The organism is Brevibacillus sp. AG (genome assembly GCF_028369215.1).
Classification (GTDB): Bacteria; Bacillota; Bacilli; order Brevibacillales; family Brevibacillaceae; genus Brevibacillus; species Brevibacillus porteri.
The window spans coordinates 228,861-243,712 of record NZ_JAQMYO010000002.1 but is presented as its reverse complement, the minus strand read 5'-3'; the positions used below and the strand labels follow the sequence as shown (position 1 = coordinate 243,712).

The 14,852-nt window shown below is 46.8% G+C and carries 16 protein-coding genes and 1 riboswitch; of the genes, 7 read left to right on the top strand and 9 right to left on the bottom strand.

What is annotated here, in order from left to right:
• Nucleotides 1-135 precede the first annotated feature (135 nt).
• The gene (locus POF51_RS06120; protein WP_256436311.1) at nt 136-270 is read left to right on the top strand and encodes a hypothetical protein; all 135 of its coding nucleotides are present in this window, start codon (nt 136-138) and stop codon (nt 268-270) included.
• Here POF51_RS06120 and POF51_RS06115 read toward each other — a convergent pair.
• From POF51_RS06115 to dapD, 3 genes are read right to left on the bottom strand one after another with little or no spacing between them, the layout of a single operon-like run.
• On the bottom strand, nt 245-1,378 hold the full coding sequence (locus tag POF51_RS06115; RefSeq protein WP_106836857.1) for an N-acetyldiaminopimelate deacetylase: 1,134 nt from the start codon (nt 1,376-1,378) through the stop codon (nt 245-247). The two genes, POF51_RS06120 and POF51_RS06115, sit on opposite strands and share 26 nt — an antisense overlap.
• A 3-nt stretch (nt 1,379-1,381) precedes the next feature.
• Nucleotides 1,382-2,596: an aspartate aminotransferase family protein gene (locus POF51_RS06110; RefSeq protein ID WP_069851226.1), complete on the bottom strand. Its 1,215-nt coding sequence runs from the start codon at nt 2,594-2,596 to the stop codon at nt 1,382-1,384.
• Between the two features lie 14 nt (nt 2,597-2,610).
• Nucleotides 2,611-3,321: a 2,3,4,5-tetrahydropyridine-2,6-dicarboxylate N-acetyltransferase gene (gene dapD, locus POF51_RS06105; RefSeq protein WP_007723196.1), complete on the bottom strand. Its 711-nt coding sequence runs from the start codon at nt 3,319-3,321 to the stop codon at nt 2,611-2,613.
• 91 nt (nt 3,322-3,412) lie between these two features.
• Nucleotides 3,413-3,602: riboswitch (Lysine riboswitch) on the bottom strand.
• Nucleotides 3,603-3,743: 141 nt separating this feature from the next.
• Here dapD and POF51_RS06100 point away from each other — a divergent pair.
• Both POF51_RS06100 and POF51_RS06095 read left to right on the top strand, forming a co-directional pair.
• Nucleotides 3,744-4,184 (top strand): flavodoxin, encoded by a 441-nt coding sequence (locus POF51_RS06100; protein ID WP_017249620.1) that lies wholly within the window; start codon nt 3,744-3,746, stop codon nt 4,182-4,184.
• A gap of 68 nt (nt 4,185-4,252) precedes the next feature.
• On the top strand, nt 4,253-4,801 hold the full coding sequence (locus POF51_RS06095) for a GNAT family N-acetyltransferase (protein WP_069851228.1): 549 nt from the start codon (nt 4,253-4,255) through the stop codon (nt 4,799-4,801).
• Here POF51_RS06095 and POF51_RS06090 read toward each other — a convergent pair.
• The 3 genes from POF51_RS06090 to POF51_RS06080 are packed head-to-tail and all read right to left on the bottom strand — an operon-like array spanning nt 4,776 to nt 7,941.
• Nucleotides 4,776-5,630: an EcsC family protein gene (locus tag POF51_RS06090; protein ID WP_069851230.1), complete on the bottom strand. Its 855-nt coding sequence runs from the start codon at nt 5,628-5,630 to the stop codon at nt 4,776-4,778. The genes POF51_RS06095 and POF51_RS06090 overlap by 26 nt on opposite strands.
• Before the next feature lie 13 nt (nt 5,631-5,643).
• Complete coding sequence (locus POF51_RS06085; RefSeq protein WP_170831631.1) at nt 5,644-5,838, bottom strand: hypothetical protein; 195 nt, start codon at nt 5,836-5,838, stop codon at nt 5,644-5,646.
• A 60-nt stretch (nt 5,839-5,898) separates the two neighbouring features.
• Entirely contained in the window at nt 5,899-7,941 is a 2,043-nt protein-coding gene (locus tag POF51_RS06080) for a hypothetical protein (RefSeq protein ID WP_069851232.1), read from the bottom strand.
• A 197-nt stretch (nt 7,942-8,138) separates the two neighbouring features.
• On the opposite strand from POF51_RS06080, the gene POF51_RS06075 reads away from it, so the two are divergent.
• Entirely contained in the window at nt 8,139-8,939 is an 801-nt protein-coding gene (locus POF51_RS06075; RefSeq protein WP_083261715.1) for a class I SAM-dependent methyltransferase, read from the top strand.
• Nucleotides 8,936-9,610 (top strand): hypothetical protein, encoded by a 675-nt coding sequence (locus POF51_RS06070; RefSeq protein WP_069851236.1) that lies wholly within the window; start codon nt 8,936-8,938, stop codon nt 9,608-9,610. Before POF51_RS06075 ends, POF51_RS06070 begins: the two co-directional genes overlap by 4 nt.
• A 93-nt stretch (nt 9,611-9,703) precedes the next feature.
• On the opposite strand, the gene POF51_RS06065 is transcribed toward POF51_RS06070, so the two are convergent.
• The 3 genes from POF51_RS06065 to POF51_RS06055 are packed head-to-tail and all read right to left on the bottom strand — an operon-like array spanning nt 9,704 to nt 13,426.
• Nucleotides 9,704-11,221: an efflux RND transporter periplasmic adaptor subunit gene (locus tag POF51_RS06065; RefSeq protein WP_017249627.1), complete on the bottom strand. Its 1,518-nt coding sequence runs from the start codon at nt 11,219-11,221 to the stop codon at nt 9,704-9,706.
• A 24-nt stretch (nt 11,222-11,245) separates the two neighbouring features.
• Nucleotides 11,246-12,700: an ABC transporter permease gene (locus POF51_RS06060; RefSeq protein ID WP_017249628.1), complete on the bottom strand. Its 1,455-nt coding sequence runs from the start codon at nt 12,698-12,700 to the stop codon at nt 11,246-11,248.
• 24 nt (nt 12,701-12,724) lie between these two features.
• The gene (locus POF51_RS06055; protein ID WP_017249629.1) at nt 12,725-13,426 is read right to left on the bottom strand and encodes an ABC transporter ATP-binding protein; all 702 of its coding nucleotides are present in this window, start codon (nt 13,424-13,426) and stop codon (nt 12,725-12,727) included.
• A gap of 220 nt (nt 13,427-13,646) precedes the next feature.
• Here POF51_RS06055 and POF51_RS06050 point away from each other — a divergent pair, with 220 nt between their 5' ends.
• Together POF51_RS06050 and pdxK are read left to right on the top strand one after the other, a co-directional pair.
• A complete protein-coding gene (locus POF51_RS06050; RefSeq protein WP_007723176.1) occupies nt 13,647-13,820 on the top strand; it encodes a hypothetical protein in 174 nt (57 codons plus the stop codon).
• Nucleotides 13,821-13,990: 170 nt separating this feature from the next.
• Nucleotides 13,991-14,818 carry a pyridoxine/pyridoxal/pyridoxamine kinase gene (gene pdxK / locus POF51_RS06045; RefSeq protein ID WP_017249630.1) on the top strand — a complete coding sequence of 276 codons (828 nt, stop codon included), beginning with the start codon at nt 13,991-13,993 and terminating at the stop codon, nt 14,816-14,818.
• Nucleotides 14,819-14,852: the final 34 nt, after the last annotated feature.

Here is a 14,852-nt window from a genome sequence, read left to right as displayed (position 1 = left end):
GCAGCGCTTGTTTTTCCGAAATTTCTTCTCTCTAGTTTATACGTTTGGAAAAGGAAATAGTTGTGCTGCCCTGATAAGTTTTTTCAACAATATCCACATTATCCACAAGCACAAAAACCTTAGGAAGAAAGACTTATGCACAGAGATGTTAGTAACTACTTCTTACTCTTGACGAAAATACGGCTGGGAATGACACAGAAAAAAGAGCGGCTATCCAGCCACTCTTTTTTGTTCCTGACACCTGCTACTCCTGTTGCGAAAGCCATGTAAAATACCGGGAGACCAGTCGAATGGCAACTTCGATCGCGTCTTCGTTCGGCTCAATTTTAGAATGATGCAAGCCGTACGGCGTTTGCACACCCAGCCAGAACAAAAAGCCGGGAATTTCTTTCAAAAAGTAACCGAAGTCTTCTCCGGTCATGGCTTCCTTGCAGGTGATAAGAGTTACTTCTTCACATTGTTCCTGTACCCATTGCATGAAGTCTGTCGTTAACTGCTCCTCGTTGTAAACCTGGCAGTAGCCAACCCCATAGTCAATTGTTGCCTGGCAATCGAAGCCTATTTCCACTCCCTTTACGAGAGATTCAATGCGGCTCTTGACGATTGCCATCGATTCCATCGAAAAGGTTCGGATGGTCCCTTCTAGCCTGGACTTCTCTGCGATGATGTTCTGCTTCGTCCCGCTCTCCAGCTTGCCAATCGTTACGACAGCCGAATCCAATGGATCCATATTGCGCGAAATAATCGATTGAAGCTGTGTCACAAGATGGCTTCCTGCAACCACCATGTCATTCGCCTTGTGCGGGAAGGCTGCATGCCCCCCTTTGCCAACCAAATCAATGTACAACTCAGAAGTGTTGGCAAACAAAATTCCTGGCTTCGTCGCAATATGACCGACCGGATATTCTGGCGCGATATGCAGGGCAAAAATGCAGTCCGGTCGCCACCCCGCAAACTCTTCACTTTCCATCATCGGCTCCGCACCGCCAGGACCTTCTTCTGCCGGCTGGAAGAGGAACAGCAAATCATCTGCCATCGGATGCTCGGTAAAATGCGTCAGGAGGCCAAGAGCAATTGCCATATGCATGTCATGACCGCATGCATGCATGAATCCTTCATGAAGCGAGCGAAACGGATAGGACGTTTCCTCTACGATCGGCAGGCCATCCATATCCGTACGCCAGGCAATTAATCGTTTTGGCTTTGTTCCTGCCAGCTTGACCAAAATGCCTGTCCGCCACGTTTTGATCTCGATTCGCTCCTGGGGCAGCTTTTTCAAATAATCGAGCAAGTATTGTTGCGTCTTCACTTCAGCGAAGCCTGGCTCCGGTATTTGGTGCAAGTCTCGGCGAATTTGTGAAAACAAGGAAGTCGTCATGGTCTACGCCTCCTTTTTCGTACCTGTTCTTGCTGTTAATTGCTCCTCAAACACAGCAAGGAAACGGTCCACATCGGCTTTTGTCAACGTCAGTGGCGGAAGCAGACGAACAATCGTTTTCTGCGTCACGTCAACGAGAATTCCTTCGTCAAGCAATGCTTGCTGCAAGTGGCTTACCTCTTCCGGGGTGGAAGAGAGCGGAATTCCAACCATTAAGCCTTTTCCGCGAAGGGATTGCAGCTGATCTGGAAGACGCGTTCGCAGCGCTTCCAAGCCCGACCACAGGTACGCAATCACTTCTTCTACGTGAGCGCTGAAGGCTGGATCAAGCAATTCGTCCAACACGACATTCCCTAGGGCAGCAGACAGTGGCGATGGTGCAAAAGTCGTTCCGTGATCCCCCGGTTTGAACTGGTTCATCAGCCTTGGGCCAGCGATGACACCGCCGAGGGGAAGCCCTCCCCCTATGCCTTTGGCAAAAAGGATCAGGTCTGGCGTTACGCCTGCATGCTCATAAGCAAACAGCTTTCCTGTTCTGCCCATTCCTGTCTGGATCTCGTCCATGACAAAGAGCATGCCTTCATGTTCACAGATCGCAGCTACCTCTCGCAAGAACGCTTCCGTTAACGGCACGACACCGCCAGAACCCAAGACTGGCTCCATGAGGACCGCAGCGGGTCTTGCTTCCTGGCAAATCGCTCGCAATCCTTCCGTGTCTTCCACATCCAGTTCATAAACAGGAAAAGCCGGCTGAGGAAAGTCTTGATAGACGTGAGCCTGCCTCGTCAGACGCACTGCTCCGAGTGTTCGCCCGTGAAAACTGTTGCGTAAGACAACGATGCCTTCACGACCTGCTCCCTCGTTCTTCGTCCATTTGTGAATCAGCTTGATCGCAGACTCTGTAGCCTCTGCACCAGAGTTGGTGAAAAACACTTTTCCACTAATGCTGTTCGCAACCAAACGCTCGGCCAAACGAATAGCTGGCTTATTTAAAAATACATTGGAAATATGCAAGAAGCGCTCTCCCTGCTCACGCAGAGCCTGTACAATGCGCGGATGAGAATGCCCCAAAACGTTTACCGCGAGTCCGGTAAACAAGTCGAGGTAGCTCTTTCCATTCGTATCGTACAAGTAATTTCCTTCGCCTTTTTCTATGGCAATCGGAAGTCTTTTGTAAGAGGAGACGATATATTGTTCATCGAGCGAACGCCAGTCCATGTGCACTCTCTCCCTTACAGCTGACGTAGCTCCTGCTTGATCTCTGTCTTGGAACGAGTTTTTTCATCGATTTGCTTGATCACACGTGCAGGCGTTCCCGCAACTACTACGTATGGGGGTACATCTTCAATCACGACAGCACCCGCTGCAACGACAGCACCTTTTCCTACGCGAACACCTTCCAGAATGACAGCATTTGCTCCGATGACAACATCGTCCTCGACAACAACTGGCTGTGCAGATGGTGGCTCGATAACGCCTGCGATAACCGATCCAGCGCCGATGTGGCAGTTTTTCCCGATGGTTCCACGTCCACCTACAACAACATTCATGTCGATCATCGTACCTTCACCGATAACTGCGCCGATGTTAATGGAAGCACCCATCATGATGACCGCATTGTTACCGATTGTCACTTGGTCACGGATAATTGCGCCTGGTTCAATACGTGCTTGAATTCCTTTTGTATCCAGCAATGGAATGGCGGAGTTGCGGCGGTCGCTTTCTACCACATAATCTTCAATTTTGTCTGCGTTAGCAGCGAGCACTGGCTCAATCTCTTTCCACTCACCAAAAACAACACCAGTAGGACCAGTAATGAAAGCTTTGGAGCTCGCACCAAAGTCGATTCCCTCCAGGTTCCCTTTCACATATACCTTCACTGGTGTTTTCTTTTCGCTTTTTTGAATAAACGCGATAATTTCGTTGGCATCCATCATGTTCATGGTTACATCCTCCTCAAAATAACAGCATAGTAAATCAAAAAAAGCAATGAGTGCATTCGCTATCTCATTGCTCTTACTACTACAGAAGCAAATCATAAATAGCGCTCCACAAAAAGACTTTAGGTCCCTTGTGACAGGATGATCATTTTTCATGAGACACCCCAGCCTGTGCTACGTAGGGGCATAGCATAAGCTTCGGCGCTTTAGCCTTTCTTCCTTCTCCTGCCCCCTGGCAGATTGCGAAAAGACTTACTCTTCTTCGGCGCACCTCTATTTAGAGTACATTATTATAATTTTATTTAACTCTACCAAAATCAATGAAACGTGGCAATAAGAAAAAAGTTATTGACAACGATTCTCATTTTCATTATTTTTATTGATGAGAATGATACTCATTATCTGAATTGGAGGTTTTACGTTTTATGAGCATTTTGATGGTATACGCGAGCATGACAGGGAATACTCAGGAAATTGCTGAAGCAATTGCAGAAGGTATTCGTTCAACTGGTGCTGAGCTGGAGATAAAAGAAGTGATGGATGCGAACGCAAAAGAACTCGAAGCTTACGACGGAATCTTGCTTGGTGCCTACACATGGGGCGACGGTGAACTGCCAGACGAATGCCTGGATTTTTATGAGGAAATGGACAATATTGACCTCAGCGGGAAAAAGGTTGTTGCTTTTGGCTCTTGCGACTCCGCTTACGAGCATGTCGGTGCAGCTGTTGATATTTTGCTGAAAAAGGCGAGCGAGCGTGGTGCGGAAACTCCTTTGGAAGGTTTGAAAATCGAGCTTTCTCCTACTGCAAAAGAAGTGGAAACGTGCAAAGCATTTGGGGTGTCATTTGCTGAATTGCTCGGCTAATTGATGTTTCCCAAATACTCTGGCACATGCTATACTATCAATCCAACTTTTTAAGGAGGATTGATCTCATGTCACTACATACGGACGAGATTCTCTTACGGCCTCTCCAACAACAAGACGCAGCCGAGCTCCTAGAGCTTCGGCTGCGTAATCATGACTTTCTCCAACCATTTGAACCAATCCGCCCCGCTTCATTTCTGACACTCACAGGACAGCAAGAACAAATTTCACAAGCGCAGATTGATTTTGAACGTGGTACTGCCTATGCTTTCGGCGTATTCTCCCGAGAATCCGGAAAGATGATTGGACGTGTAGCGTTGTCGAATGTCGCACGTGGCGCATGGCAAAATGCGACGATTGGCTACTTTATGGATCAGGCGTGCAATGGCAAAGGTTATACGACATCAGCAGTAAATCTCGCCCTCCGCTTTGCTTTAACGGATGCTGGGCTGCACAGAGTACAAGCTGCTGTTATGCCTCGCAATCAAGCTTCCATTCGCGTCTTGGAAAAAAACCGTTTTCGCCAGGAAGGGCTTTCGTTACGCTATTTGCAAATTAACGGTGTATGGGAGGACCATCTCCTCTACGCTCTTACTGCTGAGGAGTGGGCTCAGTAATTTCCTCGCTCTTTTCGCCCTCTCGCAGCCGCTCCAGGATACGCCGTTTGCGGTACAGCATCATCCCCGCTTCGGCGACATCCTGTACGGTTGAACGGTTCAAATACGCCCCGAACAAAATACCTGCAATCGGCACCATTTGAAACAATTTTTTCCACCCAAAGTTTTCTGTGTACGTTACCACGACTTCACGCCATCCCTGCAATTGCGCCATAACCTCTCTCTGCGCATTTGGATCATCAAAGCGGGAGAGCTCAGCGAGTATCGCTTTTTTCCCTACAATGTCTGATGAAGCAAACTGCAAGCATTTGACGACAAACAGCCGCTCTCTTTTCTCTTCAGGTCGATAGCCATAGGCAAGAGCCATCTCTTGTAATACTTTAAGGGATGTCCCCATCAATAAAGGGATATCGATCGCGAGGGTAAAAATCCCTCCGAAGCCAGTCGTGGCACCTTGTACCGTGGCAAAATTCGCACGTGAATCCTTTAGCTCCATTGCGACATCATTCATGATCGTAAGCGGTACAGCGGCAATCTCTTCTTTGTCAACAACAGACGCCCCCTGTCCCTCTAACCGTTTGCCAAACCGCTTGTAAATCGGTTCATCCTGCACCAAATAAGTTCCACCTGTCTCAAGAAAGGCTGCCATTTCATCTACGGCTTTTCCCAGCTTCTCTTGAACGAATGCAGGCGTAATCCGATCCAACAGAACAAACGGAAGTCTGCCAAGCTTTTCCCAGAACCACAAGTCGTTCTGGTCCCTCTCCCAATCCTCCACTTCACGTAATGCCGTAACCAATGACTCCCTAGACTCACTCAACCCCAACAACCTCCCTGGCTGCTCACTCAGATTCTCCTCGCCTCCACTGACATTGGTTGCGCAAGATGGACTTGATGTAGTCCTGCAACTCTTCTGACGTGGCGTGACAGACGAATTCTTTTTTACTTCTTACGATTCCCAGCTTTAAATGTTTCACTTCCTCTCCTTCGATTCGAAACCCGAACTTTTCCAAGATCGTCTTCTGCTCATTTGTCATTGGACTTCCTCCCCATGTAGTCGAAAACCCCCATGCCAAAAAGTGCAAGGGGGTCAATCGTTATTTCACTTCGATTGTGAATGCGATCGTTTCTTTTCGTTCATCAACGTCTGTTTTTTTGACTGATCTTTTTTGTCTTGTAACGAGTTGGCAAGTCTTGTTGCTAAGGATGTTGGTTATTTTGATCTCGTATTTGCCGGGCTTCTGCCGATTAATGTATTTGCTAATATCAAGTGATTCCATTCCGTTTTCAGTGCCGTCATCTCGATTTGAAGGCTTAATGGTAGTGATTTCTTTTCCTTCGTAGGAGATCTCGATCCGGTTTTCTGAAGATATCGTAGCACTGCTGTGCTCTTGTCTAGCACCAATGGCGTTCTCTCCATATATCCACTCATACTTGGGCATATGGTAAGAGGAAGCCTTCCTACTCTCTCTAATTTTCTTCGTCCCAGTCCGCTCTGCATACGTGGAGATGAGTTGTAGGTTTTCCAATTCAGCAAGATCGCTATCAGATTCCACAGTCACAATATCTCCATCTCGATATTCCTTGCCCTCTTTTCCTCTCATGAACATTGGGGCTTGTGGTGGAGCTATACCTGAATCACCTGGATCACAACTTTGGGACGCTGGGATTGGTGGCGTGTCCTCAATGACCTGTATGTAACCACACCATGACTTGGCAGGGTCTCTTTTGCTGTAATAGTTTACCTTGTAACGCCCTGGCTTATAGCCAGACAGTAACAAGCCTGTATGATCCCAATTCAATTTATCACTATCGACCACGACGTTATCGACTGCCCATACGCCTGGTCCTTCATCGTCATCAGCTTCACTACCGAATTCGATATGCTCTGCTGCTGTAGTCAGCCATATCACATGTACCGGGTTTTGATAGAGCCTCACTGTATTGTCTGATGAATACACGTTTGCTTTCTCGACCATGAGTGTAGATTTTTCGTTTGGTTGCATCAACACATCCAACGTGACATCTCCGCTTGTGGGACCACAAGCATTCGGTGCACCTGGAATTTGTATGTGAATCGTAGTCGACGTAGAACTACCCCATAAGGAATCCGTTTTGTTTTCCTTGGAATCTGGCTCAAAAGTGACAGAAATCGTCATACCCGCCAGCATTTTCGGGATATCAACTTCAAAATGTTGCGCATTTGTCAACGTTTGTCCAGTTCCGTTCACCGACCATCGACCTAGGTATGCCGAATACAAAGAAATCTTACCTGGTGGCTCCGGGGCAGTAATGGTCTGATCCGGTGCCAGTTTTTGACCACTTGCATCTGTACCCATATATAGCTCCGCCATGCCAATCTGAACTGTCGTCGTCCAAGGCGACATCGAGGTATCATCAGGTAGAAAAAGGAGTTGGTATTGACCAGTCAGCAACGTACCTGTTGAAAACACAGTAGCAGGAACAGATCTCATTTCTTGGTTCGTAGACTTGTTTGTTAGCTTCCACGTACCAGGTACAGAACTGTTAAAATCAGTTGACCCCATATTTCCGAAAATGGTCGTCTGCTCACCTGTCGACAAAGGCTCTCCCTCTGCTTTTTCTCCCTTATAAATACGTGGGTAATTTTGTGCTTCTACCTGAAAGCTTACGTGTAACGTACTGCTCTTTGCATTGGCATCAGTCACCACAAAGGTCAACGTATGAGAGCCAGCAGACAATTTCGCTGCGGGAATTGTAAAGCGAGGTACCTGCCATTTGAACACAGCTTGATTTGAGGTTTGCTCCATTTGTAACTCCGTTAATTCTACACCATCCAAATATACTTGCTTCCGACTTAGGTTTGTTCCATTTCCATAAGTAGTCTGTATCACGTCAATATCGAGTGGTGTCTCCGGAGGTAGAATAAACTCATCATTCTTCACCCAGTTCCAACCTTTTGAATCCAGTCCCGCAACCTGATAATCGTTAAAGATAACCATATCGTGAACAGGCTGCTTCCGGATCGGCTTAGATACTTGGCTGTTTTTTTTCATGGATGCTGTTGCCCCGGCTCCCATGGCTGGCGGTACTGACAAACCTGACAAAAAGGTACCAGTTGCCAAACACACGAGAAGTGCTTTTACAACCCATTTTTTCACGAACTGTCCTCCTACTTTTTGTCTTACGTATTTGTATGTGAACAACTGATTTTATTCGACAATAACCGTGTTATATCCTTTATGTTCTCACGCTTTTTCCTAAGCTCGATATAGTTAAAAACTATCTATTTAATAATTTATATAGATTTGACTTATGTCTTTTCAGTCGGTAAAAAGGAAGGTAGGGAGGGATACAGATGATTCAAACCAATCAATGGAATGCCGGGCTATACGACGGCAAAATGAATTTCGTTTCTGAATACGGCAAAGGATTAGTGGACTGGCTACAGCCGGCTCCTGGAGAAAGCATTCTTGACCTAGGCTGTGGAACAGGCGACCTGTGTGCTCAACTATCGCTTTCCGGAGCAAATGTGGCAGGAATCGACTTTTCTGCCGCCATGATTGAGGCTGCTCGCCATAAATATCCGCAGTTTGCTTTTGAAGTAGCCGATGCTCATACGTATCGTACAGATATCTGTTACGACGCTGTCTTTTCCAATGCCGCACTCCACTGGATGAAACGTCCTGCTGAAGTCGTTGAGACCATTTGGTTGGCTCTTGCTCCCGGTGGACGCTTTGTCGCGGAATTCGGAGGACACGGCAATTGCGGTCAAATCACAAAGGCATTACGGACTATTTTGGCACAAAAAGGAATATCCGCGGATGAGCGATCACCTTGGTATTTTCCCAGCATTGGAGAGTACACGACTCTTTTGGAGAAGCAAGGCTTCCACGTTGTACTTGCCTCCCATTTTGATCGTCCCACAGTCATGGCTGATGGGGAACTGGGGCTTTCGCATTGGTTGAATTCTTTTTGCAGTCCTTTTTTTGCGGGGCTGTCCGCAGATGAAATCCAGCAAGTATGTAGGGAAGTCACTGGCTTACTTCGTCCTGCTCTGTTTCAAGATGGTCAATGGGTGCTCGATTACAAACGCATTCGTGTCCTTGCCCATAAGAAATCAGAGACTGATGCTGTACATGGGGGAGCTGCACAATGACTCGTATTGCCTGTCTCCATGGACATGATTCGAATATTTCCCTCATATCAGATGCGTTCGCAGCCTTTGACGTAGAGCTCATTCATTTTGTTGATCCAAGTTTACTCCTGCAAAACGAGGGAACTCCTGTGCATACCAAGGAACAATCGCATGCCAAATTACGTGAGCAACTAAGCTGGATGCAGAGCTTGGCGGTCGATGCAATCGTGATCACTTGCACGCAGTATGCCGCACTGGTAACACTAGAGGATGAGGCAACTACTACTGTCCCCATCTTCACAATCGATGGACCTTTTTTTCATGAGCTTGCACGATATACAGAGCCACAAGTTCTTCTGTTCTCCAATCCCGCTACTGTCCAACCTACGATGGAGCGTCTCGTGCAACACGCCCATTCTCACAACCTTTATCCAGAGATACGAGTAAGCATCATTGAAAATGCTTTTGCCCTGCTCATGGAAAACAAGCAGGAATCATACAGAGAAGCGATAAAAGACGCCCTGCACCAGCTCCACCAAACATTTCCAGACCAACCTATTGCAGTGGCACAGCTCTCCATGGCACCTGTTGCCGATCAGTTTGCAAAGGAAAACGGCTGTACAATCTCCCATCCTCTACATAGTTTGACGGCCGAAATGACAAAAACGCTACAATTACAAACAAAATGTTAAGATCTTTTGGTGAAAAAAGAATAGCCCCGTTGCTTGGTCTATGGCCATTTGCAACAGGGCTATTCTTAATCAAATGAACCAAGAAAGACTAATTTACATCCCTTCGTTGGTCAAGAGAACTTCTTCTCCTTCATTCAAGCCGCCTTTGATTTCAATAAAATCAGTTCCTTCGACACCAATTTGTACTTCTTTTGGTGTTGGATCACCTGTGCTCGGGTCCTTTACCATGACGGTGCCTTGACCCGCCTCTAAAACCTCAACAGCATTAATCGGCAAGCGCAAAACATTGTCCACTTGTGCTACATAAATATCGCAGTCACCTGTCATTCCATGCTTCATATCAGTCGTATCGCTCAATTCAATTTTCACAGCAAAACGGACATTTTTCTCTTCTTTTTTCCCCTCTTTTGGAAGCTCTATAACTTTTCCGTTAAAGGGTTTATTGCCAAATGCTGATACGTAGACATCGACACTCTGACCGAGCTTCACTGCTGGAATATCCAACTCGTCAACCGCTGCGATAAAGTACACAGACGTAGTGTCCATGATAATAACCGCTGGATCGGAGCCTGGTGTTTCACCTTCTTTAATATTTACTTTTGTGATCACTCCATTTATTGGAGCCGTCACTTGATTTTTCGCAATTTCACGTTTTTTCTGTTCCATGGTCAAAATGGACTCTTTCAAAGAAAGCTCTTTTTCCTGCAGTTCGAGACCTGCCGATGTCATATCCATCTTGAACAATTGCTGCCCTACCTTGATGATGGAGTCTTTTTTTACGTCTACTCTTCCGACTTTGCCATGCGTACCTGCCAAAATTTCCATATCATCTGGCAGTTCAAACGCCGTCGCCTTTTGGCTGGCGTAAAGCACGCCCTTTTCATCTGTGAATTGGACTTCACCCATGTCTCCCACATAAAGCGCGCCTGGTTTTTTTACCAAAACTTCGACGTCGTGAACACCACCGGTGCCTTGTTCTTTTTTTCCAACTCGGTCTACATTCGTTACAATCCCATCCACATAGTACATGGAGGCACTAATGAAGACCTTCACTTTTTGTCCTGTTGAGAATCGTTCTGACTCAAATGCTGTGAACTTGCCGGTAATTTTCAAATAGTCGGTGTTAGCCAACTTGACGACAGGTGTTTCAGGCGTAACCGTGTCGCCTTCTTTTGCGAGCACTTCGATTACTTTGCCTTCCTTATCTGCATTGATTTTGTCTCTTTTGTCTTTGATTTCATTCAGTTCTTTTTTTGCACGGATAATCGCAAGCTCTTGCTTCTGCACCTCAAACTGGGCATCTGTACTGTCTATCGTAAACAATACGTCACCCTTTTTTATTGACTGTCCTTCCTTCACTAGAAGACGCTGAATTTTTCCACTGAGTTCCGGCTTCACTTCTTCACGTGCCTTTGCTTCTATCGTACCGGATGAGAAAATCGTTTTCTTTACCTCTCCTTTTTCAACGATCGCTGTCGGGAAGGTCGGCTTCTCTTCAGGTACTTCTTCGGTAACTGCATTCTTGCTCTGGAAGTACGAATAGCCGAAGTAGCCGCCTCCACCGAGGAGAACCACAACTGTGGCTAGAATAATCCACTTTTTCTTGTTCATCTTATGTTCCTCACATTCCATCACTTATTCAGATCGAATCGCTTGCAGTGCGCTTAAACGGGAAGCACGGATGGCTGGGAAAATTCCCGCCAACACCCCGATAACAAAGGAAAAACCGATTGCGAACAGTGCCAGCCAGCCTGGAATAACCGCGAGCTTGGATGGTTCCCCCTCCGGATTACCACCGCCGTAGCCCATATTCAGGCTATCCAACAGCCCGCCAGACGCTCCGAAGTAGTTGACGAGCTCAACTGCTCCCCACGCCATCCCGAGACCAGCCAATCCTCCAATTAATCCAATAAAGCCTGATTCCATTAAAAACAGCCAACGAATATTCAGCACCGTAGCACCAATTACTTTCATGATCCCAATCTCTTTGGTTCGTTCCAAAATCGACATGATCATCGTATTGACGATTCCAATGGTTGCAACGAGCAAGGAAATGGCAGCAATTCCACCGAGAACCATCTGAATCACAAAGAAAAAGTTATTGATGGTTTCCAACTCACGTGCAGGAGACCACACTTCAAAGCCCTTTTCCTTCAGTGCAGCAACGACGCCCTCGACCTTTTCGCGTGATTCTACCTTCACCGTGATCCGATCAAATTCAAAGGTATCCTTCTTAGCTTGTTCACGGGTGCGCCGTGTCGATCCCTCGTTGTTCTCCTCTTCCCTCCCGCGAGTTACCCAGTCGTTCAACTCTTTCACGACGTTAATGGGCACGTAAACGGCAGAAGAAGATCCGCGCTCTTCAGTCTTTTTCAATTGACCGACAACCCGAACGCGCAGTTCCTTTTTCTCGTATTTCGGTTCATCGTCGATTCTGTATTCCCGTGACAAAATGAGTGTCGCTGCTCTGTCCACGATGTTGAACCCGATTGATTCTCCACCGCCCATATCAGGTGGCATAGTGGACTGTCCAGCTTGTCCACCCCCCGTCCTTCTTCGCCGTTCCTCCCGCTTTTCTTTTTCCACATCCCGCAATTCTCGAGAGACATCGAAAGCGACTACCACTTCTTGCGGTGAGCCTGTCAGATAGTCTCCTTTTTCAATATCGTTTTTTCGATAGGCAGCCGACTCATTCACGTCCACCCCAATAAGCTGTACGTAACCTTCACGTCTACCTACCTTAAGCTTCGCTTGCTCTCGTAATTCTTTTATCGGCATAACTGCCTGAATGCCAGGAATCTTTTTTAATTCCTGCACCGCTTGCATATTGAGCTTCTTGACTTTATCCTCTGGAACATCAATCCATTCGCCTTTTTCCTCGTACCAACGCAATGGCTCGACGTCCATTTCTGTCAAGTTTCCGAAGTTCTCCAAGCTTTTTACCGCACTTTCCTTAAGCCCTAAACTAAGTGCCATCATCGCGACGATTGCAGCCGTTCCGATCATAACACCAACCGATGTGAGGGCTGTCCGCAGCTTCATTCGCCACAGATTCCTCCAGACGATGCGAAAAGAATCTATTACCTTCACTGTTTGTTCACCTCATACCCTCGCCTACGCTGGTCTTGTCCTTTTTTGTACAACCCGTCCGTCCTGGAGATAAATGACGCGGTCGGACTGTTCTGCTACTTCCTGCTCATGGGTAACGATGATGAACGTAGTCCCATTTTCCTTGTTCATTTCTCTCATTAATAGGAGAATCTCTTGTTCCGTCTTCGAGTCCAGGTTCCCCGTCGGCTCATCCGCCAAGATGATGCCAGGCTGATTGACGAGCGCTCTCGCAATACTCACACGCTGCTGCTGTCCACCACTAAGCTCATTGGGTCTGTGGTCGATACGACCTTCCAGCCCTACGCGGTGTAGGATTTCCGTTGCTTTAGCCCGACGTTTTTTCTTGCTTTCGCCTGCAAAAATCAAGGGAAGCTCTACGTTTTCCAGCGCTGTCAGATTGGGGAGCAGATTGTATGACTGGAAGATAAATCCCATATTTTTACGGCGAAACATGCATAGTTCGTTTTCGCTGTAGCTGGAAATCTGTGCTCCGCTAACCGTGACACTCCCTTCCTCCGGCTTGGTCAAACCTGCAAGCAAATTCAAGAGCGTAGACTTACCGGAACCCGACGAGCCGCACAGAGCCACGAATTCACCCTTGTTGATATGAAGGTTGATATCATACAGCACGGGAACTTTGATTTTCCCTGTTCCGTAGCTGTGATTGACCCCTGTCACCGTCAGCTCTCCTGTTGAATTGACCATCGTTTGTCGCACCTCATTCGTTCTTTCAAAATGGAAGCTTTCGTAAACATCACATACTAAAGACGTAACATTTCGCAAAACGTAACGCTACTTTCGGAAACAATTTACGATTTACAGAATAACCATATTTTCTTCAAAAATATGTAACAGCTACGTAACCTTTTTCAGGCTGTTACGTAATACAATGTAGATGTCAACAAACCATGGAGGGTCGAAGAAGATGACTATCTATCGCTTTTTATTTGAAACAGCAACACGCAGATGGGTTGAAATCATCAAGGCACCTAGTATGTTTGAGGCAGCAAAGCAAGCCAAACAGCTTGCAACCAAGCGTTCCAAGTCCATGTCCACTACCATCAGCTTCTCTTTTCACCACGCTGCTTCTCAAGCATAAATACACACATACATAAACCGCTTGCCCGCTAAGGGAGGCGGTTTTTATATTTTGGGGATATTATTGACAGCACCGATTTCTTCCTCTTTAATATAGAGAGAGGCATTACAGTGCATGACAGTATAGATCCGCTTCGATTGTGCAGCGGTATACAAAGGGAGATAATCACAATGACCATGAAGAAAGCACTCACCATTGCAGGTTCCGACACCAGCGGCGGAGCTGGTCAGCAAGCAGACCTCAAAACGTTTCAGGAGCTTGGTGTTTTCGGGATGACCGCCCTCACCGTTATCGTAGCCCAAGATCCACATAACGAATGGTTTCACGAAGTGTTTCCGATCGATGTCGCGATCCTGGAAAAACAAATCGAAACCGTACTCGCTGGAATTGGCGTAGATGCTGTAAAAACAGGGATGCTCGGAACCACTGAATTGGTTGACCTCGCTACCCGTAAAATAAAACAATACGATTTGAAAAATGTTGTTGTTGACCCTGTGATGATCTGTAAAGGTGCAGATGAAGCACTTCATCCAGAAATTGCCGTTAGCCTGCGTGAAGTCTTGCTCCCGCACGCAACAGTTGCGACTCCTAACCTGTTCGAAGCTGGTATTCTCAGCCAAATGGGCGCGCTGAAAAGTGTCGATGACATGAAGGAAGCGGCAAAACGTATCCACGACTTCGGCACCTCTTATGTCGTTGTTAAAGGCGGCAGCAAGCTTCAAAGCGGCAATGCCGTAGATGTTTTCTATGACGGGAAAACACTCGAGGTATTGGAATCAGAGCGCTTTGAAACGAGCTTTACTCATGGTGCAGGCTGCACGTTCTCAGCTGCAATCTGTGCTGAATTGGCAAAAGGAAGCTCTGTACACAACGCAGTAGCTGTTGCCAAAGAATTTATTACCGAAGCGATTCGCCACTCGTTTGCACTCAATAAATATGTGGGACCTACTAATCACGGTGCGTACCGCATGAAAAAGCACGGCGAAGCGATTTGCTAATTACGTCCTTGTAAATAAAAACTCCTGACCATAT